Genomic DNA, 21,405 nt, shown 5'->3' with positions numbered 1-21,405 from the left:
CCTCTCCCTGGAACCGTCACCCGGTGGTGGCCAGGCGTTCGCGCCACCAGTCCACCGTCGCCTTGACCTGCTGGTCCAGGGGGGTGGCCCGGGTCGCGAACGCGGTCTCGTAGGCGGTGGAGTCGACCGTGAACGGACGGTCGAACTGGTAGCGGATCTCCTTCAGTTCGCGCAGCAGCGGGGAGAACAGCCCGCCCAGGCCCAGGATCAGGGGCGGGACACCGCGTACGGCGACCGGTGCGGTGCCCGCCTCGGCGGCCAGCAGGCCGGTCATCTCCCGTACGGACCGGGCGGGTTCGGTGGGGACGTGCCAGGCCCGGCCCCAGGCCCGCTCGTCGCCCGCGACCTCCGCCAGGGCCCGGGCCACGTCGGGGAGGTAGGTCCAGCTGTGGGGGGCGTCGGGGTCGCCGAGCGTGGAGACCGGCTTGCCGCGCAGCAGCGGCGGCACGACGCGGGCCGCCAGGTGCCCGCCGTCGGTGACGCCGGGCCCGAAGAAGTCGGAGGCGCGCACCTCGACGGCCCTGATCCGGCCCTGCTGGTGGAGGTCGCGCGCCTGCTCCCAGACGGCGGCGCGCACCCTTCCCTTGGGGCCGGTCGCCGCGAGGGGCAGGTCCTCGGTCAGGGGGCCGTCCACGGGCCCGTACCCGTAGAGGTTGCCGAGCAGCACCAGGACGGCCCCGGTCGCCTCGGCCGCCGTACAGAGGGAGGACGCCAGCGCCGGCCACTCCGCCGCCCAGCGGGGGTAGGGCGGTCCGCCGCAGCCGTAGAGCGCGGACGCGCCGCGTACCGCCTCGGTCAGCCGTCCGCTGTCCTTCGCGTCGAGCGCGAGGTGCTCGATCCCGGGCTCCGGGGGGCGGCCCGAGGTGGTGACGACCTTCACCGTGTGGCCCTGTTCGGCGAGGAGCCGGGCGGTGGCGGCACCGGCGGGTCCGAAACCTATGACGACATGAGTGTTCACGTACGCACACTAGCGCGGGCCCCCGGCCCGGCGGGGCCGGCGCCCCCCGGCACCGCGGCCGAAACCCCCACCCTTACCGGAAGTACGCGCGGCGGTCATCCCGCGGTGTTCCGGATCCCCCGGTCCCGGGCCGTTGCCGGCTTCCCGATCGCCAGTCCGCACGCACCGCCGGGCCGCACGTCGCGCCGGCCGCCCGCCCTCGCGACCAGGAGGCCCCGTCGACCGCGCACCGTCCCGTCCGCAGGAGCGGCGCGATTGGCCGGAACCCTGCGACCGCCGTGCTGCGCCGCGCCCTGCCCGTCCCCGGGCCCGGACCGGTCACGATCGGAGAAGCGGCAGCCCTGAGCCCTCGCGTAGCGTGGATCGGGCCGCGGCGCCGAGGTACGCCGCGGCCGCGCCGACGAGGGAGAGACGATGAGCAGGGCCACGACGAACCAGCGGCCGCCCGCACCGCACGCCGCCGACAGCCACGACATGATCCGCGTGCACGGCGCGCGCGAGAACAACCTCAAGGACGTCAGCGTCGAGATCCCCAAGCGCCGGCTGACGGTGTTCACCGGGGTCTCCGGTTCGGGCAAGAGCTCGCTCGTGTTCGACACGGTCGCCGCGGAGTCGCAGCGGCTGATCAACGAGACGTACAGCGCGTTCGTCCAGGGCTTCATGCCCGCCGCGGCCCGGCCCGACGTGGACGTGCTGGACGGGCTGACCACGGTGATCGCCGTCGACCAGCAGCGGATGGGCGGCGACCCCCGCTCCACCGTCGGCACCGCCACCGACGCGAACGCGATGCTGCGCATCCTCTTCAGCCGGCTCGGAGACCCGCACATCGGCTCCCCCAAGGCGTACTCCTTCAACGTGGCCTCGATCAGCGGGGCGGGCGCGGTCACCCTGGAGCGCGGCGGGCAGACCGTCAAGGAGCGGCGCGAGTTCAGCGTGACCGGCGGCATGTGCCCGCGCTGCGAGGGCCGGGGCACGGTCAACGACCTCGACCTCGCCGAGCTGTTCGACGAGTCCAAGTCCCTGAACGAGGGGGCGCTCACCGTCCCCGGCTACAAGCCCGGCGGCTGGAACCACCGGCTCTACAGCGAGTCGGGCCTCTTCGACCCGGACAAGCCGATCCGCTCGTTCACGAAGAAGCAGCTCGCCGACTTCCTCCACCGCGAGCCGGTCCGGATGAAGATCGCCGGGATCAACATGACGTACGAGGGGCTGATCCCGCGGATCCGCAAGTCGATGCTGGCCAAGGACAAGGAGGCGATGCAGCCGCACATCCGCGAGTTCGTCGAGCGGGCGGTCACCTTCACCACCTGTCCCGACTGCGAGGGGACCCGGCTCAGCGCGGGCGCGCGGTCCTCGAAGATCAAGGGGATCAGCATCGCCGACGCCTGCGCGATGCAGATCAGCGACCTGGCCAAGTGGGTGAGCGGACTCGACGAGCCCTCGGTGGCCCCGCTGCTGGCGACGCTCCGGCACACCCTCGACTCCTTCGTGGAGATCGGGCTGGGCTACCTGTCGCTGGACCGGGCGGCGGGGACGCTGTCGGGCGGCGAGGCGCAGCGCGTCAAGATGATCCGCCACCTCGGGTCCGCGCTCACCGACGTCACGTACGTGTTCGACGAGCCCACCACCGGCCTGCACCCGCACGACATCGAGCGGATGAACGGCCTGCTGCTGCGGCTGCGCGACAAGGGCAACACGGTGCTGGTGGTGGAGCACAAGCCGGAGGTGATCGCGATCGCCGACCACATCGTCGACCTCGGGCCCGGTGCCGGTGCGGCGGGCGGGACGGTGTGCTTCGAGGGCGGGGTGGAGGGGCTGCGTGCCAGCGGCACCGTCACCGGGCGGCACTTCGACGACCGGGCCGCGCTGAAGGGGTCGGTCCGGGTGCCGTCCGGAGCGCTGGAGATCCGCGGGGCGTCGGCGCACAACCTGCGCGGGGTCGACGTGGACGTGCCGCTGGGGGTGCTCACCGTGGTCACGGGTGTGGCCGGCTCGGGCAAGAGCTCGCTCATCCACGGCTCCGTGCCGGCCTCGGCGGGGGTGGTGTCGGTTGACCAGACGCCGATCCGCGGTTCGCGGCGGAGCAACCCGGCGACGTACACGGGGCTGCTGGAGCCGATCCGCAAGGCCTTCGCCAAGGCCAACGGGGTCAAGCCGGCGCTGTTCAGTGCCAATTCGGAGGGCGCCTGCCCGACCTGCAACGGTGCCGGGGTCGTCTACACGGACCTGGCGATGATGGCCGGGGTGGCCACCACCTGCGAGGACTGCGAGGGGAAGCGGTTCGACGCGTCGGTGCTGGAGTACCGGCTCGGCGGCCGGGACATCAGCGAGGTGCTGGAGATGCCGGTGGCCGAGGCGGAGGAGTTCTTCGGCTCGGGCGAGGCGCGCACGCCGGCCGCGCACCGGATCCTGGAGCGGCTGGTGGACGTGGGGCTCGGCTACCTGACCCTCGGCCAGCCGCTGACGACGCTGTCGGGCGGTGAGCGGCAGCGGCTGAAGCTGGCCACGCACATGGGTGAGAAGGGCGGGATCTACGTCCTGGACGAGCCGACCGCCGGCCTCCACCTGGCGGACGTGGAGCACCTGCTGGGGCTGCTGGACCGGCTGGTGGACTCCGGCAAGTCGGTGATCGTGATCGAGCACCACCAGGCGGTCATGGCGCACGCCGACTGGATCATCGACCTCGGTCCGGGCGCCGGCCACGACGGCGGCCGGATCGTCTTCGAGGGCACCCCGGCGGAGCTGGTGGCCGCCCGGTCCACGCTCACCGGCGAACACCTGGCGGCGTACGTCGGCGCCTGACCGGCGAGGCCGGCGGGACGTCCCGGCAGGGACCGCCCCGCCAGCCGGCCTGCCGACCGGGCCGGCCGGCGGGCTAGCGCCAGTCGTCCCACGGGGGGTCCATCTCGTCGAGGTCGAAGGGCGGTTCGTCCTCGAACGGCGGCTCGTCCGCGGCCGCCTGGGGGGCGGCCGGGGCGGTGGCGGCCGCGGGAGCCGAGGCCGGCTCGGGAGCGGGGGCGGTCGCGGTGGCGGCGGCTCCGTCGGCCCGGTGTTCGGCCAGGGCGTCCAGGAGGCCCTCGGCGTACTTGGCGAGCTTGGCCTCGCCGACCCCGCCGATCCCGCCCAGTTCCTCGACGGTGCCGGGCAGCCGGGTGGCGATCTCCCTCAGCGTGGCGTCGTGGAACACGACGTACGCCGGTACGCCCTGCTCGCGGGCCGTCGCGGCGCGCCAGGCGCGCAGGGCCTCGAAGACCGGCACGGCGGCCGCCGGCAGGTCGACGGGGACGCGGGCGGCCTTCCCGGAACGGGAGCCGCCCTCCTTGCGGCGGGAGGCGGCCGGTGCCTTCTGCTCCTTGCGCATCTGCACCGTGCGCCGCCCGCCGAGCACGTCGCCGCTGCTGTCGGTCAGGACGAGGGTGCCGTAGTCGCCCTCGACGGCCAGCAGCCGCTGCGCCAGCAGCTGCCGTACGACCCCGCGCCACTCGGCGGTGCCGAGGTCCGCGCCGACGCCGAACACCGAGAGCGCGTCGTGGTCGAACTGGATGACCTTGGCGGTCTTCTTGCCCTGGAGGATGTCGATGATCTGGCCGGCGCCGAACTTCTGGCGCCGTTCCTTCGCCAGCCGCCACACGGTGGACAGCAGCTTCTGGGCCGCGACCGTGCCGTCCCAGGACTCGGCGGGCGTCAGGCAGGTGTCGCAGTTGCCGCAGGGGGCGCCGTGCTGGCCGAAGTACTCCAGCAGCCGGGACCGTCGGCAGTCGACCGTCTCGCAGAGCGCGAGCATGGCGTCGAGGTGCATGCCCAGGGAGCGGCGGCGGGCGTCGTCGCCCTCGGAGCCGTCGATGAGCTTGCGCTGCTGCACCACGTCCTGGAGGCCGTACGCGAGCCAGGCCGTGGCGGGCTCGCCGTCGCGGCCGGCGCGGCCGGTCTCCTGGTAGTAGCCCTCGACGGACTTGGGCAGGTCCAGGTGGGCGACGAACCGGACGTCGGGCTTGTCGATGCCCATGCCGAAGGCGATCGTGGCGACCACCACGACCCCGTCCTCGCGCAGGAAGCGGGCCTGGTTCGCGGCGCGCGCCCGGGCGTCCATGCCCGCGTGGTACGGGACCGCGTCGATGCCCTGTTCGACCAGGAAGGCGGCGGTCTTCTCCACCGAGGAGCGGGAGAGGCAGTAGACGACGCCGGCGTCCCCGTCGTGCTCGGCGCGGATCAGCTCCAGCAGCTGGCGGGTCGGGTTGTCCTTGGGGACGATGCGGTACTGGATGTTCGGCCGGTCGAAGCTGGCGACGAAGTGCCTGGCGTCCTCCAGGCCCAGCCGGGACGCGATCTCGGCGTGCGTGGCCTCGGTGGCCGTCGCGGTGAGGGCGATCCGCGGGACCTTGGGCCAGCGCTCGTGCAGCATCGAGAGGGCGAGGTAGTCGGGCCGGAAGTCGTGGCCCCACTGGGCGACGCAGTGCGCCTCGTCGATGGCGAAGAGCGACACCTTGCCCCGGTCGAGCAGCCGCTGGGTCCCCTCGGTGCGCAGCCGCTCGGGGGCCAGGTAGAGGAGGTCCAGCTCGTCGGCGAGGAAGGCCTGTTCGACGGCCTGCCGCTCGTAGGGGTCCTGGGTGGAGTTGAGGAACCCGGCCCGGACCCCGAGGGCGGTGAGCGCGTCCACCTGGTCCTGCATCAGCGCGATCAGCGGGGAGATGACGATGCCCGTGCCCTCTCTGACGAGCGCCGGGATCTGGTAGCAGAGCGATTTGCCGCCGCCGGTGGGCATCAGGACGAGGGCGTCGCCGCCGCCGACGAGCTGCTCGATGATCTCCTGCTGGTCACCGCGGAAGGAGCTGTAACCGAAGACGCGGTGGAGCACCCGCAAAGCGTCGGAGACCTCGCTTGAGATCTCGGGGGAAGCGTCCGAAAGGGCCATTCGAGAAGCCTAACGGCACCCTGGGACACTCCCGTCCCGTCCGCCGGAGGCTGTGGACAACCGGTACGACTACTCACCGTCACCAGTGGACGGGCGGTCCCCCACCGGCGCGGGCCCCCGGACTTCACCCGGGGGCCCCGGTGAATTCACCCCGGCGGAATACCGCTTTTTCAGGAGCAGGACGGGCACAGGCCCCGATAGGTGATCTCGACCTTCGAAACGGTGAATCCCATGCGTTCCGATTCCGGAAGTCCGGCCAGCGGATCGCCGTCCGGGTGGACGTCGCGGACGGTGCCGCAGCGGGAGCAGACCAGGTGCTGGTGCGGCCGGCGCGCGTTGGGGTCGTAGCGCTTGGCCCGGCCGTCCGTGGTCACCTCCGCGACCTCGCCGAGGGCGACCAGCTCCCCCAGGGCGTTGTAGACCGTCGCCCGCGAGATCTCCGGCAGCCGCCGGGCGGCGCGGGCGTGCACCTCGTCCGCCGTCAGGTGCACGTGGTCCCCGTCCAGGACCTCCGCGACCACGCGGCGCTGCGCCGTCATCCGCCAGCCGCGGCTTCGAAGTCGTTCCAGCAGGTCGCTCATGGGGGCACCCATTCCCGGTAAGCGTTGTCCGGCATGCTTCTTGACTTGGAATCCGTCCATCGTAGGATCTGATCTGCCAATAGCCAAGGGACAGGAAAACACTCCAGCGATTTCCGAGCACCGCGTCACCCCCGGTGCGGAAGGATTCCCATGTCTGAAAAGCAAACCGAAGGCTGCCCCGTCGCCCACGGTCGCGCCCCGCACCCGACCCAGGGCGGCGGGAACCGCCAGTGGTGGCCGGATGCGCTCAACCTGAGGATCCTCGCGAAGAACCCCGCCGTGGCGAACCCACTGGGCGAGGGGTTCGACTACGCCGAGGCGTTCAAGACCCTCGACCTCCCCGCGGTCAAGCGGGACATCGCGGAGGTCCTGACGACCTCGCAGGACTGGTGGCCGGCCGACTTCGGCCACTACGGCCCCTTCATGGTCCGCATGGCCTGGCACAGCGCGGGCACCTACCGGATCAGCGACGGCCGCGGCGGCGCCGGGGCCGGGCAGCAGCGCTTCGCGCCGCTCAACAGCTGGCCGGACAACGGCAACCTCGACAAGGCCCGCCGCCTGCTGTGGCCGGTGAAGAAGAAGTACGGCCGCAGCCTCTCCTGGGCCGACCTGATGGTCCTGGCCGGAAACGTCGCCCTGGAGACGATGGGTTTCGAGACCTTCGGCTTCGGCGGCGGCCGCGAGGACGTCTGGGAGCCCGACGAGGACGTGTACTGGGGCCCGGAGACCACCTGGCTCGGCGATCAGCGCTACACCGGGGACCGTGAGCTGGAGAGCCCGCTCGGCGCGGTCCAGATGGGCCTGATCTACGTGAACCCGGAGGGCCCGAACGGCACTCCGGACCCGGTCGCCGCCGCCCGCGACATCCGCGAAACGTTTCACCGGATGGCGATGAACGACGAGGAGACGGTCGCCCTGATCGCGGGCGGCCACACCTTCGGCAAGACCCACGGCGCGGGCCCGGCCGAGAACGTCGGCGAGGCCCCGGAGGGCGCCCCGATGTCGGCGCAGGGCCTGGGCTGGGCGAACGCGTACGGCACCGGCAAGGGCGGGGACACGATCACCAGCGGTCTGGAGGGCATCTGGACCGACACCCCGACCACCTGGGACAACAGCTTCTTCGACATACTCTTCGGCTACGAGTGGGAACTGTTCGAGAGCCCCGCCGGGGCGCACCAGTGGCGGCCTAAGGACGGCGCCGGCGCGGGCACCGTGCCCGACGCGCACGACCCGTCGAAGACCCACGCCCCGACGATGCTGACGACCGACCTCTCGCTGCGCTTCGACCCGGTCTACGAGCCGATCTCGCGGCGCTTCCAGGCCGACCCGGCCGCCTTCGCGGACGCGTTCGCCCGCGCCTGGTACAAGCTGACCCACCGCGACATGGGCCCCGTCGTCCGCTACCTGGGCCCGGAGGTGCCGGCCGAGCAGCTGCTGTGGCAGGACCCGCTGCCCGCCCGGACGCACGAGCCCGTCGGGCCCGCCGAGGTCGCCGATCTCAAGGCCCGGGTGCTCGCCTCGGACCTGCCGGTCTCCGACCTGGTGTTCACCGCGTGGGCGGCCGCGTCCTCCTTCCGCGGCAGCGACAAGCGCGGCGGCGCCAACGGCGGGCGCATCCGCCTCCAGCCGCAGAGCGGCTGGGAGGTCAACGAGCCCGACCGGCTGGCGGGCGTGCTGCGCACCCTGGAGGGGATCCGGCGGTCCTTCAACGAGGGCCGCACGGACGGCAAGCAGGTCTCGGTCGCCGACCTGGTGGTCCTCGCGGGCGGCGCGGCCGTCGAGAAGGCCGCGAAGGACGCGGGCTTCGACGTCGAGGTGCCCTTCAGCCCCGGCCGGGTGGACGCCTCGCAGGAGCAGACGGACGTGGAGTCCTTCGCCGCGCTGGAGCCGACGGCCGACGGCTTCCGCAACCACCTCGGCAAGGGCGACCGGCTGCCGGCCGAGTACCTGCTGCTCGACCGGGCGAACCTGCTGACCCTGAGCGCGCCCGAGATGACGGTCCTCGTCGGCGGCCTGCGCGTGCTGGGCGCCAACCACGGGCGGTCCTCGCTGGGCGTCCTCACGAACACCCCCGGGATCCTGACCAACGACTTCTTCGTCAACCTGCTCGACCTGGGGACGACGTGGTCGGCGGTGTCCGAGGACGAGACCTCCTTCGAGGGCCGCGACGCCGCGACCGGCGCGGTCAAGTGGACCGGCAGCCGGGCCGACCTGGTCTTCGGCTCCCACTCCGAGCTGCGCGCGCTGGCCGAGGTGTACGCGAGCGACGACGCGAAGGAGAAGTTCGTGAAGGACTTCGTCGCGGCGTGGGCCAAGGTGATGGACCTGGACCGCTTCGACCTCGTCTGATCCGTCCCGCGCTCCCGCGGCGCGGCGTGTCCGGGCCGGCCCCCCACCGGGGGCCGGCCCGGACCCGTTCGCACGGCTCAGGAGCGGACCAGGCGGGCGATGGCGCGCGAGGCCTCCTCGACCTTGTCGCGGGCCTGGTCCCCGCCCTCGGCGATGGCGTCGGCGACGCAGGAGTGCAGATGGTCCTCCATCATGGTCAGCCCGAAGGACTGCAGCGCCTTGGTGGCGGCGCTGACCTGGGTGAGCACGTCGATGCAGTACGTCCCCTCCTCGACCATGCGCTGGAGGCCGCGCACCTGGCCTTCGATGCGGCGCAGCCGCTTGAGGACGTCGTCCTTGTGGGAGGTGTAACCGGGCACGGCGATCGCTTCCCTTCATCGGGGCCTTCTTTACCCCTGGGGGGTATGTCGACAACGAGGACGGGCCGCGGGATGTTCCGCCGGGCGGTCAGTGGGAGTGACCGCCCGGCTCCTCCCCGGCCGGCTGCGCGGGCTGCGCCGGCTGCGCGGCGGGGGCGGCGGCCGCCCCGTCGCCGGCGGCGCGGACGGTGAAGGCCGCGGTGCGGACCTTGCCCTGGTGCTGGAAGTCGAGGAAGAGCCGGTAGGTGCCGGCGCTGGGCGCGGTGGCCGTAAAGGAGACGTCCGGGCCGGGGCCGCCCTCGTTGGGGTGGACGTGCAGGTAGGCGAGGTCTCCGTCGCGCAGGGCGACGAGGTGTCCGTACGCCCCGAGGTAGGGCTCCAGGTCGGTGACGGGCCGGCCGTCCTTGCTGACGGTGAGCTTGAGCTCGCCGGGCCTGCCGGGGTCCAGGGTCCCGCCGAGGGCGACCTGGTAGCCGTCCACGTCCGCGGTGGGCGCGACCGGGGGCATCGGGTTCGGGGCGTACGCGCCCGGGACGGTGAGGTCGGCTCCCAGGGTGACGTTCCCCGCGTCCCCGGCCGACGGGGCGAAGTCGGCGAAGGCCTTGTAGGCGCCCGCGGCGGGCAGGTCCACCGGTGTCGACCAGGTCCCGTCCTGCGCGCGCACCGGGTGGAGGTGGCGGTAGACCGTCAGGTCGCGTGAGGCGACGATGAAGTGCAGTTCCTTGCCGTGCTCGGTCTTGTACCCGGCGACCTTGCGCCCGGCCGCGTCCTTCACCGAGAACCGGAGCTCGCCCTGGCCGGGGGCCAGTTGCGGGGTGTCCAGGCTGAGCGTGTAGCCGGCGTCGGAGACCTGGAGGCCGCCGGCCGCCGGGCCCTGGGCCGCGGCCTGGCCGTGACCGCCGTGCCCGCCCTCCGCGCCCGGGGCCTTCGCCTGGGTCGCGTGGCCCGCGTGCTCCGTCTTCGCCGGCGCGCCCACGGGGCCGACTCCCGCCCCGACCCCGTAGGCGGCGCCGAAGGCCGCCGCGAGTGCGGCGGCGAAGGCGGTGATCTTCACTCCGGTGTTCATGCCTGTCTCCCGTACGACGTAGGTGCCGCGTACAGCGGTTCAATGGATCTCCACCATACCCCCAGGGGGTATCAAGTCAAGCGCGGGATGCTCTTGCGAACGGATACCTCGGGGGGGTATATCTGGACTCAGCAAACGGATACCCCCAGAGGGTATCCCGTACGATCAGTAGCCCAAGGAGAAGCCCATGTCTTCCTGCTGTTCCCCCGACGGCGCCTGCGCCTCCAACGGTGCGGCCACGACCACCGTCGCCGTCGTCGACAGCACCGCCACCGTCTACCGCGTGTCCGGCATGAGCTGCGGACACTGCCGGACCGCCATCACCGCGTCCGTCGGCGCGCTCGCCGGGGTCCTCTCGGTGGACGTGGACGTGGACGGCGGCACGGTCACCGTCACCACGGCCGGCGAGCCGGACGACGCCGCCGTCGCCGCGGCCGTGGACGACGCCGGCTACGAGCTCACCGGCCGGGCCTGACACCCGCCCGACCCCGACCCACCCGGACGCCGGGGCCCTTCCTTCCCCCGGGGGCCCCGGCACCGGCCCCGCGCTCGAACGAGGAGCAGCACTCATGACCACCATCACCCCCGGCGCCGCCCAGGTCGAGCTCGCCATCGGCGGCATGACCTGCGCCTCGTGCGCGGCACGCATCGAGAAGAAGCTCAACCGCATGGACGGCGTCGAGGCGACCGTCAACTACGCCACCGAGAAGGCCAAGGTCACCTTCGACGCCGCCGCCGACATCTCCGTCGCCGACCTGATCGCCACCGTCGAGGCCACCGGTTACACCGCGCACGAGCCCGCGCCGCCCCGCTCCTCCACCCCGTCCGGCGCCGGGGAGGAGCCGCCGGCCGAGGCCGACGAACTGGCCCCGCTGCGCCAGCGCCTCACCACCGCCGTCGTGCTGTCGGTGCCCGTCATCGCGATGGCGATGGTCCCGGCGCTCCAGATCGACTTCTGGCAGTGGCTCTCGCTGACCCTCGCCGCGCCCGTGGTCACGTACGCGGCCTGGCCCTTCCACCGCGCGGCCTGGACCAACGCCAAGCACGGCGCGGCCACCATGGACACCCTGATCTCGGTCGGCACGATCGCCGCGTTCCTGTGGTCGCTGTGGGCCCTGTTCTTCGGTACCGCCGGCACCCCCGGCATGCGGCACGCCTTCGAGTTCACCATCGCCCGCACCGACGGCGCCGGGAACATCTACCTGGAGGCGGCGGCCGGCGTCACCACCTTCATCCTGGCCGGCCGCTACTTCGAGGCGAAGTCCAAGCGCAAGGCCGGCGCCGCCCTCAAGGCGCTGCTGGAACTGGGCGCCAAGGAGGTGACCGTGCTGCGCGGCGGCCAGGAGGTGACCGTGCCCACGGCCGACCTCCAGGTCGGCGACCGCTTCCTGGTCCGCCCGGGCGAGAAGATCGCCACCGACGGCACGGTCGTCGAGGGCTCCTCCGCCGTGGACGCCTCCATGCTCACCGGCGAGTCCGTCCCGGTCGAGGTCTCCGTCGGCGACTCCGTCACCGGCGCCACCCTGAACGCCGGCGGCCGCCTCGTCGTCGAGGCCACCCGGGTCGGCTCCGACACCCAGCTCTCCCGCATGGCCCGGCTGGTCGAGGACGCGCAGAACGGCAAGGCCGCCGCCCAGCGGCTCGCCGACCGGATCTCCGCCGTGTTCGTCCCGGTCGTCATGGCCATCGCGCTGGCCACCCTCGGCTTCTGGCTCGGCACCGGCTCCGGCCTCTCGGCCGCCTTCACCGCCGCCGTCGCCGTCCTGATCATCGCCTGCCCCTGCGCCCTGGGCCTGGCCACCCCGACCGCCCTGCTGGTCGGCACCGGCCGCGGCGCCCAGCTCGGCATCCTGATCAAGGGCCCCGAGGTGCTGGAGTCCACCCGCAAGGTCGACACCATCGTCCTCGACAAGACCGGCACCGTCACCACCGGCCGGATGACCCTGCTGCACGTGCACACCGCCGAGGGCACCGACGAGACCGAGGTCCTGCGCCTGGCCGGAGCCCTGGAGCACGCCTCCGAGCACCCCATCGCCCAGGCCGTCGCCGCCGGCGCCGCCGCCCGGGTGGGGACCCTGCCCGTCCCCGAGGACTTCGCCAACATCCCGGGCCTCGGCGTCCAGGGCGTCGTCGAGGGCCACGCCGTCCTCGTCGGCCGCGGCAGGCTGCTCGCCGAGTGGGCGATGGAGCTGCCCCCGCACCTGGAGCGGGCCAAGTCCGACGCCGAGTCGGCCGGCCGCACCGCGATCGCGGTGGCCTGGGACGGCGAGGCCCGCGCGGTGCTGGAGGTCGCGGACGCCGTCAAGGACACCAGTGCCGAGGCGATCCGCCGGCTGCGCGCCCTGGGCCTGACCCCGATCCTGCTGACCGGCGACAACAAGGCCGTGGCCGAGTCGGTGGCCCGCGAGGTGGGCATCGACGAGGTCATCGCCGAGGTCATGCCGCAGGACAAGGTGGACGTGGTCAAGCGGCTGCAGGCCGAGGGCCGCAGCGTCGCGATGGTCGGCGACGGCGTCAACGACGCGGCCGCGCTCGCCCAGGCCGACCTGGGCCTGGCCATGGGCACCGGCACCGACGCCGCCATCGAGGCCGGCGACCTGACCCTCGTACGGGGCGACCTGCGATCGGCGGCCGACGCCATCCGGCTGGCCCGCAGGACGCTCGGCACGATCCGCTCGAACCTGTTCTGGGCCTTCGCCTACAACGTGGCCGCCCTGCCGCTCGCCGCGGCCGGACTGCTCAACCCGATGATCGCCGGAGCGGCCATGGCCTTCTCGTCGGTCTTCGTCGTCGGCAACAGCCTCCGTCTGCGCGGCTTCCGGGCCGCATCCGACTGAGCCCGGCCTTGCCGCGAGCCCCTGCGCACGAGAACCGTGCGGAGGGGCTCCGGCGTTCTGCGACCGGCCCTTCGGTACGGGGCCGGGGTATGCCCCCGCCCGGAGGGCGCGCCGTACGATGAGCCGCTGCCGAGGGGAGGGCGACGAGCATGCGCGTACGCCGGCTGGGAGAGCTGGAAGCCGAGATCATGGACCGGGTGTGGCAGTGGGAACGGCCCGTCTCCGTCCGCGAGATCGTCGACGACATCAACCGGCGCCGCACGGTCGCCTACACCACCGTCATGACCGTCGCCGACATCCTGCACCGCAAGGGCTGGCTGAGCCGGGAGAAGTCCGGCCGGGCCTGGATGTACCAGGCGGTGCGCAGCCGTGAGGAGTACACCGCGGCGCTCATGCAGGACGCCCTCGGCGACAGCCAGGACCGCCGGGCCACGCTGCTGCGGTTCGTGGAGCGGATGTCCCACGAGGACGTGGAAGCGCTGGACGAGGCCTTGCGCGCCACCCGTTCGGAGCGGCCGTCCGGTGCGGCGGGTGGGGCGCTGTGAACCACCACGTGCTGCCGCCGCTGGGACTCGCCCTGGTCACCGGGCTGATGCTGCCGTGGATGCTGGTCCGCGCCGTATGGGCGCAGCAGGCGCCCCGGCTGGGGCTGGCCGTGTGGATCCTGTGCGGCGCCCTCTTCGCGGCGTCGACGGCGATGCTGCCGGCGCAGCTGCTCCTGCCCGCGCACACCAGTCACCGGCTGGTCGACATGGCCCTGACCCTGGACGCGCCCTCCCCGCACCGGCTGGTCGACGCGACGCCCCGCGAGGCCCTCGCGGCGCTCGCGGCCCTCGCGGTCCTGGCGGTGCCCGGGACCGGGTTCGTACGGGAGCTGGTGCGGGCGCGCCGGGCCCGCACGCGCCACGCGGAACTGCTGCGGCTGGTGGGCCGGTACGACCGGCGGCTGAGGGTGACGGTGCTGGAGGACCCGCGTCCGGCGGTGTACTGCCTGCCGGGGCGCTCGCGCCGCGTGGTGGTCTCGACCGGCGCCCTGGAGGTGCTGACGGAGCCGGAGCTGGCCGCCGCCCTCGCGCACGAGCGGGCCCACATCGGCGGACGCCACCATCTGCTGGTGGCGGCGGCAGGGGCGTACGCGTCGGTGTTCCGCCGGCTTCCGCTGGCCCGGATCGGCGGGCGGACGGTGCCGCTGCTGCTGGAGATGGCCGCCGACGACCGGGCGCTGCGCCGCTGTTCGAGCGATGCGCTGGCCACGGCGCTGTACGCCCTGGCCACCGGTCACGCGCCGCACAAGGCGTTCGCGGCGGGCGGCCCGTCGGCGGCGGTGCGGATGCGCCGCATCCTGGGGCCGCGCGGGACGGGGCGTCCGGTGCTGCGCGGGCTGTTCGCGGTCGCGGCCTCGGCGTCCGCCATCCTCCCCCTGGTCGCGCTGTGCTGCTGGACCCGTTGAAAGCACGGCCGGCCAACCTCGCTAATTACTAAGCCAATTCGTAGATTTACCGCCGACCCCGGACACTCGAATTGGCCGCTATTGTGGGCGCGTGCGGGCTCAGGACCGCTACGGCGAGAGGTGGGGGATAGATGCTGCTGGCTGACGTGCGGGATGCGGCTCCGCGTGACGCTGCGGCGATTTCCCGGCTCCTCGCCGAGGCCATACGCGAGGACTACGGCAGCCTCCTCGGTGAAATGCGCGTCGGCCGGCTGGTGTCGGGCCATTGCTCACTCACCCGCATTCGAGCGGAAATTGGAATTCCCGGCGGGGCGCCCGCCTGGCTCGGCTGGCTGGTCGCCGCCGACGTGGACGGGACCGTCGTCGGAGCCGTCTCGGGCGGGGTCCCCTACCCCGCGGAGGGCGAGGTCTACGCCCTGTGCACCGCCACGGACCGCCGCCGCCAGGGCGTCGGGACGGCCCTCCTGACGGCCGCCGGCGAGCGGATGCGGGCGCACGGGGCGGCGTCCCAGCGGGTCACGCTGCCGGCCGAAGGGGCCCCGGCCCTGCCGTTCTTCACCCGCCACGGGTTCACCGCCCTCACCCCGCGCCGGCTCGGCCGCGCCCTCTGAGGCCACCCCGGTCCCCCCTCCTCCCCGGGACCGTGGCAGATCCACGCCATCGCGTGTTCACGCAGCCCGCAACGCTGGCCCCGGCGCGCGGGCGCGGGACAGGATGTGACCAGCGGCGCGGTCTCCCGGCGGCACGGGAGCCACGCCCCGGACGGCTGGACCGAGCGAGCCCCTGGAGGAGCGATGCACCCACCGAGCGGCACTTCCCTGCCCGTCATGCCGGTCGTGCCCGCCGCGTTCGCACCGGTCCCGCCGCCCGCGTCGGCGGGCCCCCGCCTCCGCGTCCCGGAGGGGACGGCCGTGGTGCCCCCTGCGGACCGTCTGCCCGGCCTGGAGTCGGCCGCCCCGGCGGACGAGGACGCCGGATGGCTGCACGACGCGCTGCTGGGGCCGCACAGCGCCGACATCGTCGGCTACCTGCGCCTCGCCCGGCGCTGCGGCGGCCCGGTCCTGGACCTGGGCTGCGGGGCGGGGCGCCTGGCGGTCCCGTTCGCCCGGCAGGGGTTCCGCGTCGAGGCGGTGGACCGGGACGCGGCCAGCCTGGAGCGGCTGCGGGCCTGGGGCCGGCGGATCGGGCCGCAGGTCTCGCGGCTCCTGGTCACCACCCGGGCCGACCTGGCGGAGCTGCGGCTGCGGGGCACCTACCGGCTGGCCCTGCTGGCCGGGACGATGATCTCGGCCGTGCCGCCCCACGCCCGTCCGGGGCTGCTGCGGGAGATCGCCGGGCATCTGGAGCCGGGCGGGGCGCTGGCCCTCGACTACACCGCCCACGGGCTGCGCGGGCTCTCCGAGGAGCCCCGGCGCACCTGGGCGTTCCAGGTGCCGCGGTTCGACGGGGTGGAGGAGTGGACCGTGGCCCGGCAGGTGTTCGACCTGGACGCGATGAGCGAGCGGATCACGTACCACTCCGTGCGCACGGGCAAGGTGCGCACCGAGCGGGTGGCGCGGACCACCGACAAGTGGATCATCGATCCGGAGTGTCTGGCCGCCGAACTGGGCGCGGCGGGGCTGCGGGTGGAACGGCGCCGCGCCCACCGCGTGGACGCGCGGACCGAGAGCGTCCTGCTGGTCTGCCGGGCCGGCGGCTGACGGGCCGCAGCCCCCTTCCCGCCTCTCGTTCCCCGCTTGAGAGGGGCTTGCAAGAGGTACGATGCCCCCAAAGGTTTGAGTGGACCAGATGGCGGATGGTGGCGCAGTGATGGCTGTCGTGGAGGAGTCGACCGGCCGCGAGGCGGTGATCCAGCGCCTCCGTGACGTGGGGCTGCGGGTCACGGGGCCTCGCCTGGAGGTGCTCCAGGTCCTGGCGGCGGGCGGCCACATGGACGTCGAGTCGCTCACGGCCGCCGCCCGCGAGCGGCTCGGAACCCTCACCAGCCAGGCCGTCTACGAGATGCTGCGGCACTTCCAGGAGACGGGCCTGGCCGCCAAGTTCGACCGCCCGGGCCTGCCCGCCGTGTTCGAGATCGCCGGCCCGCCGCACCAGCACGCACTGTGCGTGCGCTGCGGCCGGGTGGAGAACGTCGAGGCCGAGGTGCCCGAGCCGGCCGGCGAGACGCTCGCCGCTTGGCGGATGGACGGGGGCGCGGAGGTCGTCTTCAAGGGGCTGTGCCCCGACTGCCGGAACGCGCCCGGGGACTGAGCCCCGGCGAAGGCACGCACCTCAGAACCCCCCTGTGACCCCCGTCACATCAGAAACGGGGGGGCGTCGGCTCCCGCATTGGCATGTGCCAAAGTGTGACTGTCGATTCGTAAGACGAGGGGGTCGCTTCGCGATGGCTACGGGCGATGGCAGGGACGGCATCCAGTCGGCCGACAAGGTGCTGGCCCTCTATCAGGAGCTGCGCCTGCGCGGGGTGTCCAACCTCAACGACGCCTTCGAGGAGCTCGCCCTCCCGCCCGAGGAGCGCGAGAAGTGGCGGGCGGAGCTGATCGCGCTCGGCCTCATCGTCCCCACCGGCACCACCCACGCCACCCGCGCCGACCTCCAGTCCGGCGCGTGGCGGCCGGGCCCGGACGCGGTCGCGGCCGTCGACCCGGAGATCGCCCTGCTGCGGATGCTCCAGCGCGAGCGGGAGCGGCTGCGCGAGCACCTCGACGAGTCCGACCGCGCCTACAGCGCGCTGGAGACGCTGGTCGGAAGGTTCCTGCGGCCCGGTGCGCTGGGCGGTTCCGAGGTCGAGGTGGAGATCCTCGACGACTACGGACGGATCCAGCAGGTGCTGGAGGACATCACGGACGTCATCCGGCACGACCTGACGTCCATGCACGTCACCGCCCTGGTACGGGAGGTGGCCGACCGGGTGCTGAGCCGGGACCGCCGGCAGATCGACAACGGGGTGCGCATCCGCGCCATCTACCACCAGCGGATCACCACGTCCCCGGAGGCGGTGGAGATGCTCCGGCGCCGGGTCGAGGCCGGTGTGGAGATCCGCCTCTCCCCCGCGGTGCCGATGAACATGATCATCGCCGACCAGCAGTTCGCGGTCCTGCCCGTGCACCCCGACGACCGATCCGCCGGGGCGATCCTGGCCCGCGGCCCGGCCCTGGTCCGTTCCTACCTGGCGCTGTACGAGCACTGCTGGCACGCGGCCACCCCCTACGGCGACGACGTCGCGCCGGAGCTCGGCGGCGACGGACTGTCGGAACAGCAGCGGGCCGCCCTGAAAATGCTGGCGTCGGGAATGAAGGACGAAAAGGTCGCCCGGACCCTGGGGGTTTCCCTGCGGACGGTGAGCCGCATGCTGTCCGAACTGATGCAGGAAATGGGCGCGTCCAGCCGGTTCGAGGCGGGAGTGCGCGCACAGCGGCTCGGCTGGCTGGACTGATTCCGCCGCAAAGAAAAAACCGCGACCGCCCGGAAGGGCGGTCGCGGGCGATGTCCGCTCGCTTGACCGGGCGTTCAGTCCCAGCCGTTGCCGTTGGCGCGGAGCGTACAGAGCGGGCGGGCGGGGGCGGTGTGCGCAACGGACATGATTCCTCCAGGAATTGCGAAAGGTCGGTTCGGTCTTCGCGGATCCGTGCCGCCGGTATTCCTTCGAAGACCTCTCCATTGTCGTACGGATTCCCGGAGCGGACCAGTTCCCTATAGCGCACCTGAGGCGGAACTGCAGGAGTTCATACAGACGTTACACCTCCGCACCTTTGGTCAGCCCAAAAGTGCTGCTAGGGTGGAATTCCGGCCCTCTCGGCCCTCCAGGGGAGAGGTGCCGGCGAGGCAGGGGCGTGCCGCCGCTCCTGCCTCACCCCTGTCCGCGCCCGGTCGCGCCCCTTCCTCCCGCAGCACGTCCCGGTAGACCTCCAGGGTCGCGGCCGCCGCGCTCCGCCAGCTCATGTTCCGGGCGTGGGCCACCGCCGCCCGCCCCATCACCGCGGCCTCCCCGGGGTGTTCGGCGAACCAGAGCAGCCGGCGGGCGTACTCCTGCGGGTCGTCGGCGCCCACGAGCACCCCGGTCACCCCGTCCCGTACCGCGGTCGGCAGCCCGCCGACCGCCGAGGCCAGCACCGGGGTCCCGCACGCCTGCGCCTCCAGAGCGACGAGCCCGAAGGACTCGCTGCGCGAGGGCACCATCAGCACGTCCGCCGCCCGGTACCACAGCGCCAACTCCTCCTGCGGTACCGGCGGGTGGGGGCGCAGCACGTCCGACACCCCCAGTTCCCGGGCCAGCCGCCAGGCCTCCCCGCGCGGTCCGGCGCCCGAGTCGCCGCCCACCACCGGGACGAGGGTCCGTGCCCGCAGGTGCGGGGCGCGCTCCAGCAGTCCGGCGACGGCGCGGACCATCACGTCGGGCCCCTTGAGGGGCTGGATGCGGCCCGCGTACAAGGGGACGAACGCGTCGGCCGGCAGCCCCAGCCGGGCCCGCGCCCGCGCCCTCCCCCGCCCCGGGCCGAAGGTGTCCAGGTCCACGCCCGGCCGGACGACCCGCGTCCGGCGCGCGTCGGCCCCGTACAGCTCGCGCAGGGCCCGGGCCTCGTCCGCGGTGTTGGCGATCAGCCGGTCGGCCGAGCCGACGACCTGGTGCTCGCCGCGGACGCGCAACTCCGGTTCGGGGAGGTCACCCTCGGCGAGGGCGGCGTTCTTGACCCGGGCCAGGGTGTGGGCGGTGTGCACGAACGGGATCCGCCACCCGGCGGCCGCGATCCGGCCGGCCTGGCCGGAGAGCCAGTAGTGCGAGTGCACCAGGTCGTAGCGCCGCTCCTGCTTCAGCAGCGCCAGCGAGAACGGCACCACCAGGGCGGGCATGTCCTCCTTGGGCAGGGGCGCGCGCGGTCCGGCCTCCAGGTGGCGCACCCGCACCCCGGGGCCGAGACCGGCCGGGTCCGGATGCTCCTCACCCCGGCAGCGGGTGAACAGGTCCACCTCGACGCCGTGTTCGGCGAGGGCGCGGGAGAGCTGGACCATGTAGACGTTCATGCCTCCCGCGTCCCCGGTGCCGGGCTGGTGCAGCGGCGAGGTGTGGACGCTGAGCATGGCGACGCGCAGGGACACGTGGAACTCCTACGGGGAGAGGCCGCGCGCCCCGCGCCGCCGGGTGACCGGCGCGCGGTCACGCGGCGAAGGAGGGTGGTCGTCTCGCTGGGGTACGGGTGGTGCGGGACAGGCCGCCGTGTGGGGAGCGGCGGCCGTCCGGGTCCGCGTACGATGCCCGGGCCGGGGCCGGGCCGGGGCCCAGGCCGGGGCCGGGCCGGTCAGAAGCCGAAGACCGGGCCCGAGGGCGGGGCCAGCCGGGTGCCCGGGGCGGGCGGGACGAGGACCGCCGCCGAGACCGGCCCACCCGGCTGCACCTTGAGGGCGGCGGCCAGCCGGTCCGCGCCCTCCGGCATCACCGGCCGCGCCCACGCCGCGAGCGCCCGGGCCACGGCCAGCTGCGCCACGAGGGCCGGCAGGTGGCGGCTGTCCGCCGTGGGGCGGTGTGCCTCGTGCGCGTTGACATGACCGAAGTCGGCGGCCGAGCGCACCATCTCGTCGAGCAGGGCGACGGCCCTGCGCGGGTCGAAGGAGTCCGGAGCGTACGCCTCGCGCAGGTCCTCCACTCCGCGCAGCAGCCGCCGTTCCAGCACCTCCCAGCCGGCGCCGCCCGGCAGGGCCGCCGGGGCCAGTCCGGCGCACTCCTCGCGGACGGCCGCGAACAGCCGTGCCAGCCAGCTGTTCCAGCTCTCGTCGAGCTCCCGGCGGGCGGCCGCGAGCCGCTCGGGGCGGAATTCGGTCCGGCGGCCGAGCGGACGGGCCTGGAGGACGTGGCGGCGCAGCGTGTCGGACCCGTACTCGGTGATCAGGTCCAGGGCCCACGCCTTCTGGGCGGAACCCCAGACGAGGGCCGCGTCCTCCACCACGTACGCCTCGTTGACGCAGAAGCGCTGGGGCAGCTTGACGCCCTGGGCGATGAGCAGGACCGGCAGCAGCACGGCGTGGCAGAAGGCGTGGCCGAACCCGCAGAAGTGGATGGCCCGTTCGGGCAGGGCCTGGTCGCCGTAGCCGAACAGGTGCATCGCGGCGGCCTCGAAGCAGCCGTCGACGCGGTGCTCGGGGAAGCCGTCGACGGGGACGGGCAGCCCCCACTCCGCGGGGTGGGCCACCGCGATGTCGGGCAGGCCGTCCTCGACGAGGGACTCGCACAGCGCGGCCAGGCGCGGCGGCAGGGCGGTGCCGGCCCAGTACTCGGCGAGGGCCTCGCGGTGCGGCTCCAGCGGGACGTAGAGCCGGCGGCAGCGCCGGGGCACGGCCGCGGAGCCGCACTGGGCGCAGCGGGGCTCCAGGAGGTCGCCGCCGTCGTTGGGGCGGGCGCACTCGTGGCACATGCCGCCGTCGCTGGAGGCCGCGCAGTGCGGGCAGTTCCCGGTGACGTGGGCCCCGTGGAGCCAGCGCTCGCAGGACTCGCAGTACGGGGTGAGGCGGGTGCGGGCGGCGATGACGCCCTCGGCGTGCAGGCGCCGGAAGAGGTCCGCGAGCCAGCGTCCGTAGCCCTTGTCCTGGCGGGGGCGCACGACGTGGTCGAACTCCACGCCCGACCGCAGCCAGTCCGAGGTGATCGCGGCCCGGTAGCCCTCCGCGACCTCCTCCGGTTTGCGGCCCGCGCGCAGGGCGCGGGCGTGCACGGAGCTGTTGTGGTCGGCGGTGCCCGTGGTGAACAGGACGGGCTCGCCCTCGGCCCTCAGGTAGCGCGACAGGACGTCCGCCGCGACGTAGGGGCCCGCGAGGTGGCCGACGTGCAGTTCGCCGTGGGTGGCCGGCGGGGTCGCGGTGATCCATACGGGGGTGCTCATGGGACCTCCTTGACGTGGTGG

Annotated in this window: 17 protein-coding genes; 10 read left to right on the top strand and 7 right to left on the bottom strand. The window is 73.6% G+C overall.

The genetic code is table 11. From position 1 onward, the window contains the following. Nucleotides 1-16 precede the first annotated feature (16 nt). Nucleotides 17-958, bottom strand: coding sequence for an NAD-dependent epimerase/dehydratase family protein (locus ACZ5NJ_RS09055; RefSeq protein WP_468764039.1), 942 nt, complete (start codon nt 956-958; stop codon nt 17-19). Nucleotides 959-1,372: 414 nt separating this feature from the next. Between ACZ5NJ_RS09055 and ACZ5NJ_RS09050 the strand changes: the two genes are divergently transcribed. Then, on the top strand, nt 1,373-3,760 hold the full coding sequence (locus ACZ5NJ_RS09050) for an ATP-binding cassette domain-containing protein (RefSeq protein ID WP_468764038.1): 2,388 nt from the start codon (nt 1,373-1,375) through the stop codon (nt 3,758-3,760). 73 nt (nt 3,761-3,833) lie between these two features. Here ACZ5NJ_RS09050 and recQ read toward each other — a convergent pair whose 3' ends face one another. Together recQ and ACZ5NJ_RS09040 are read right to left on the bottom strand one after the other, a co-directional pair. Next, nucleotides 3,834-5,870: a DNA helicase RecQ gene (gene recQ / locus ACZ5NJ_RS09045; RefSeq protein ID WP_468764037.1), complete on the bottom strand. Its 2,037-nt coding sequence runs from the start codon at nt 5,868-5,870 to the stop codon at nt 3,834-3,836. Between the two features lie 170 nt (nt 5,871-6,040). Further along, on the bottom strand, nt 6,041-6,451 hold the full coding sequence (locus ACZ5NJ_RS09040) for a Fur family transcriptional regulator (protein WP_468764036.1): 411 nt from the start codon (nt 6,449-6,451) through the stop codon (nt 6,041-6,043). Nucleotides 6,452-6,601: 150 nt separating this feature from the next. Here ACZ5NJ_RS09040 and katG point away from each other — a divergent pair, with 150 nt between their 5' ends. Further along, nucleotides 6,602-8,800 (top strand): catalase/peroxidase HPI, encoded by a 2,199-nt coding sequence (gene katG, locus ACZ5NJ_RS09035; protein ID WP_468764035.1) that lies wholly within the window; start codon nt 6,602-6,604, stop codon nt 8,798-8,800. A gap of 77 nt (nt 8,801-8,877) precedes the next feature. Here the strand turns inward: katG and ACZ5NJ_RS09030 are convergent, their stop codons facing one another. Both ACZ5NJ_RS09030 and ACZ5NJ_RS09025 read right to left on the bottom strand, forming a co-directional pair. Then, nucleotides 8,878-9,159 carry a metal-sensitive transcriptional regulator gene (locus tag ACZ5NJ_RS09030; RefSeq protein ID WP_468764034.1) on the bottom strand — a complete coding sequence of 94 codons (282 nt, stop codon included), beginning with the start codon at nt 9,157-9,159 and terminating at the stop codon, nt 8,878-8,880. Between the two features lie 88 nt (nt 9,160-9,247). Beyond that, a complete protein-coding gene (locus ACZ5NJ_RS09025) occupies nt 9,248-10,225 on the bottom strand; it encodes a hypothetical protein (RefSeq protein ID WP_468764033.1) in 978 nt (325 codons plus the stop codon). Between the two features lie 187 nt (nt 10,226-10,412). Between ACZ5NJ_RS09025 and ACZ5NJ_RS09020 the strand changes: the two genes are divergently transcribed. From ACZ5NJ_RS09020 to ACZ5NJ_RS08985, 8 genes are all read left to right on the top strand, one after another. Continuing rightward, nucleotides 10,413-10,700, top strand: coding sequence for a cation transporter (locus ACZ5NJ_RS09020; RefSeq protein WP_468764032.1), 288 nt, complete (start codon nt 10,413-10,415; stop codon nt 10,698-10,700). A 94-nt stretch (nt 10,701-10,794) separates the two neighbouring features. Continuing rightward, the gene (locus ACZ5NJ_RS09015; RefSeq protein ID WP_468764031.1) at nt 10,795-13,062 is read left to right on the top strand and encodes a heavy metal translocating P-type ATPase; all 2,268 of its coding nucleotides are present in this window, start codon (nt 10,795-10,797) and stop codon (nt 13,060-13,062) included. A 149-nt stretch (nt 13,063-13,211) separates the two neighbouring features. Then, on the top strand, nt 13,212-13,607 hold the full coding sequence (locus tag ACZ5NJ_RS09010) for a BlaI/MecI/CopY family transcriptional regulator (RefSeq protein WP_468764030.1): 396 nt from the start codon (nt 13,212-13,214) through the stop codon (nt 13,605-13,607). Beyond that, entirely contained in the window at nt 13,604-14,512 is a 909-nt protein-coding gene (locus ACZ5NJ_RS09005; RefSeq protein ID WP_468764029.1) for a M56 family metallopeptidase, read from the top strand. The genes ACZ5NJ_RS09010 and ACZ5NJ_RS09005 overlap by 4 nt, the downstream gene beginning before the upstream one ends. A 131-nt stretch (nt 14,513-14,643) precedes the next feature. Next, nucleotides 14,644-15,123 (top strand): GNAT family N-acetyltransferase, encoded by a 480-nt coding sequence (locus ACZ5NJ_RS09000; RefSeq protein ID WP_468764028.1) that lies wholly within the window; start codon nt 14,644-14,646, stop codon nt 15,121-15,123. Between the two features lie 183 nt (nt 15,124-15,306). Continuing rightward, a complete protein-coding gene (locus ACZ5NJ_RS08995) occupies nt 15,307-16,212 on the top strand; it encodes a class I SAM-dependent methyltransferase (protein ID WP_468764027.1) in 906 nt (301 codons plus the stop codon). A 109-nt stretch (nt 16,213-16,321) separates the two neighbouring features. Next, nucleotides 16,322-16,762, top strand: a complete 441-nt coding sequence (locus ACZ5NJ_RS08990) for a Fur family transcriptional regulator (RefSeq protein WP_468764026.1) — start codon at nt 16,322-16,324, stop codon at nt 16,760-16,762. A 133-nt stretch (nt 16,763-16,895) separates the two neighbouring features. Next, nucleotides 16,896-17,948 (top strand): helix-turn-helix transcriptional regulator, encoded by a 1,053-nt coding sequence (locus ACZ5NJ_RS08985; protein WP_468764025.1) that lies wholly within the window; start codon nt 16,896-16,898, stop codon nt 17,946-17,948. A gap of 320 nt (nt 17,949-18,268) precedes the next feature. Here ACZ5NJ_RS08985 and mshA read toward each other — a convergent pair whose 3' ends face one another. Continuing rightward, complete coding sequence (gene mshA / locus ACZ5NJ_RS08980) at nt 18,269-19,609, bottom strand: D-inositol-3-phosphate glycosyltransferase (protein WP_468764024.1); 1,341 nt, start codon at nt 19,607-19,609, stop codon at nt 18,269-18,271. Nucleotides 19,610-19,809: 200 nt separating this feature from the next. Next, on the bottom strand, nt 19,810-21,384 hold the full coding sequence (locus ACZ5NJ_RS08975) for a class I tRNA ligase family protein (protein WP_468764023.1): 1,575 nt from the start codon (nt 21,382-21,384) through the stop codon (nt 19,810-19,812). Nucleotides 21,385-21,405: the final 21 nt, after the last annotated feature.

This window comes from Streptomyces sp. NPDC032091, assembly GCF_055580265.1.
Note: the sequence above shows the minus strand (reverse complement) of the source record. Positions and strands in the feature narration are given on the sequence as shown.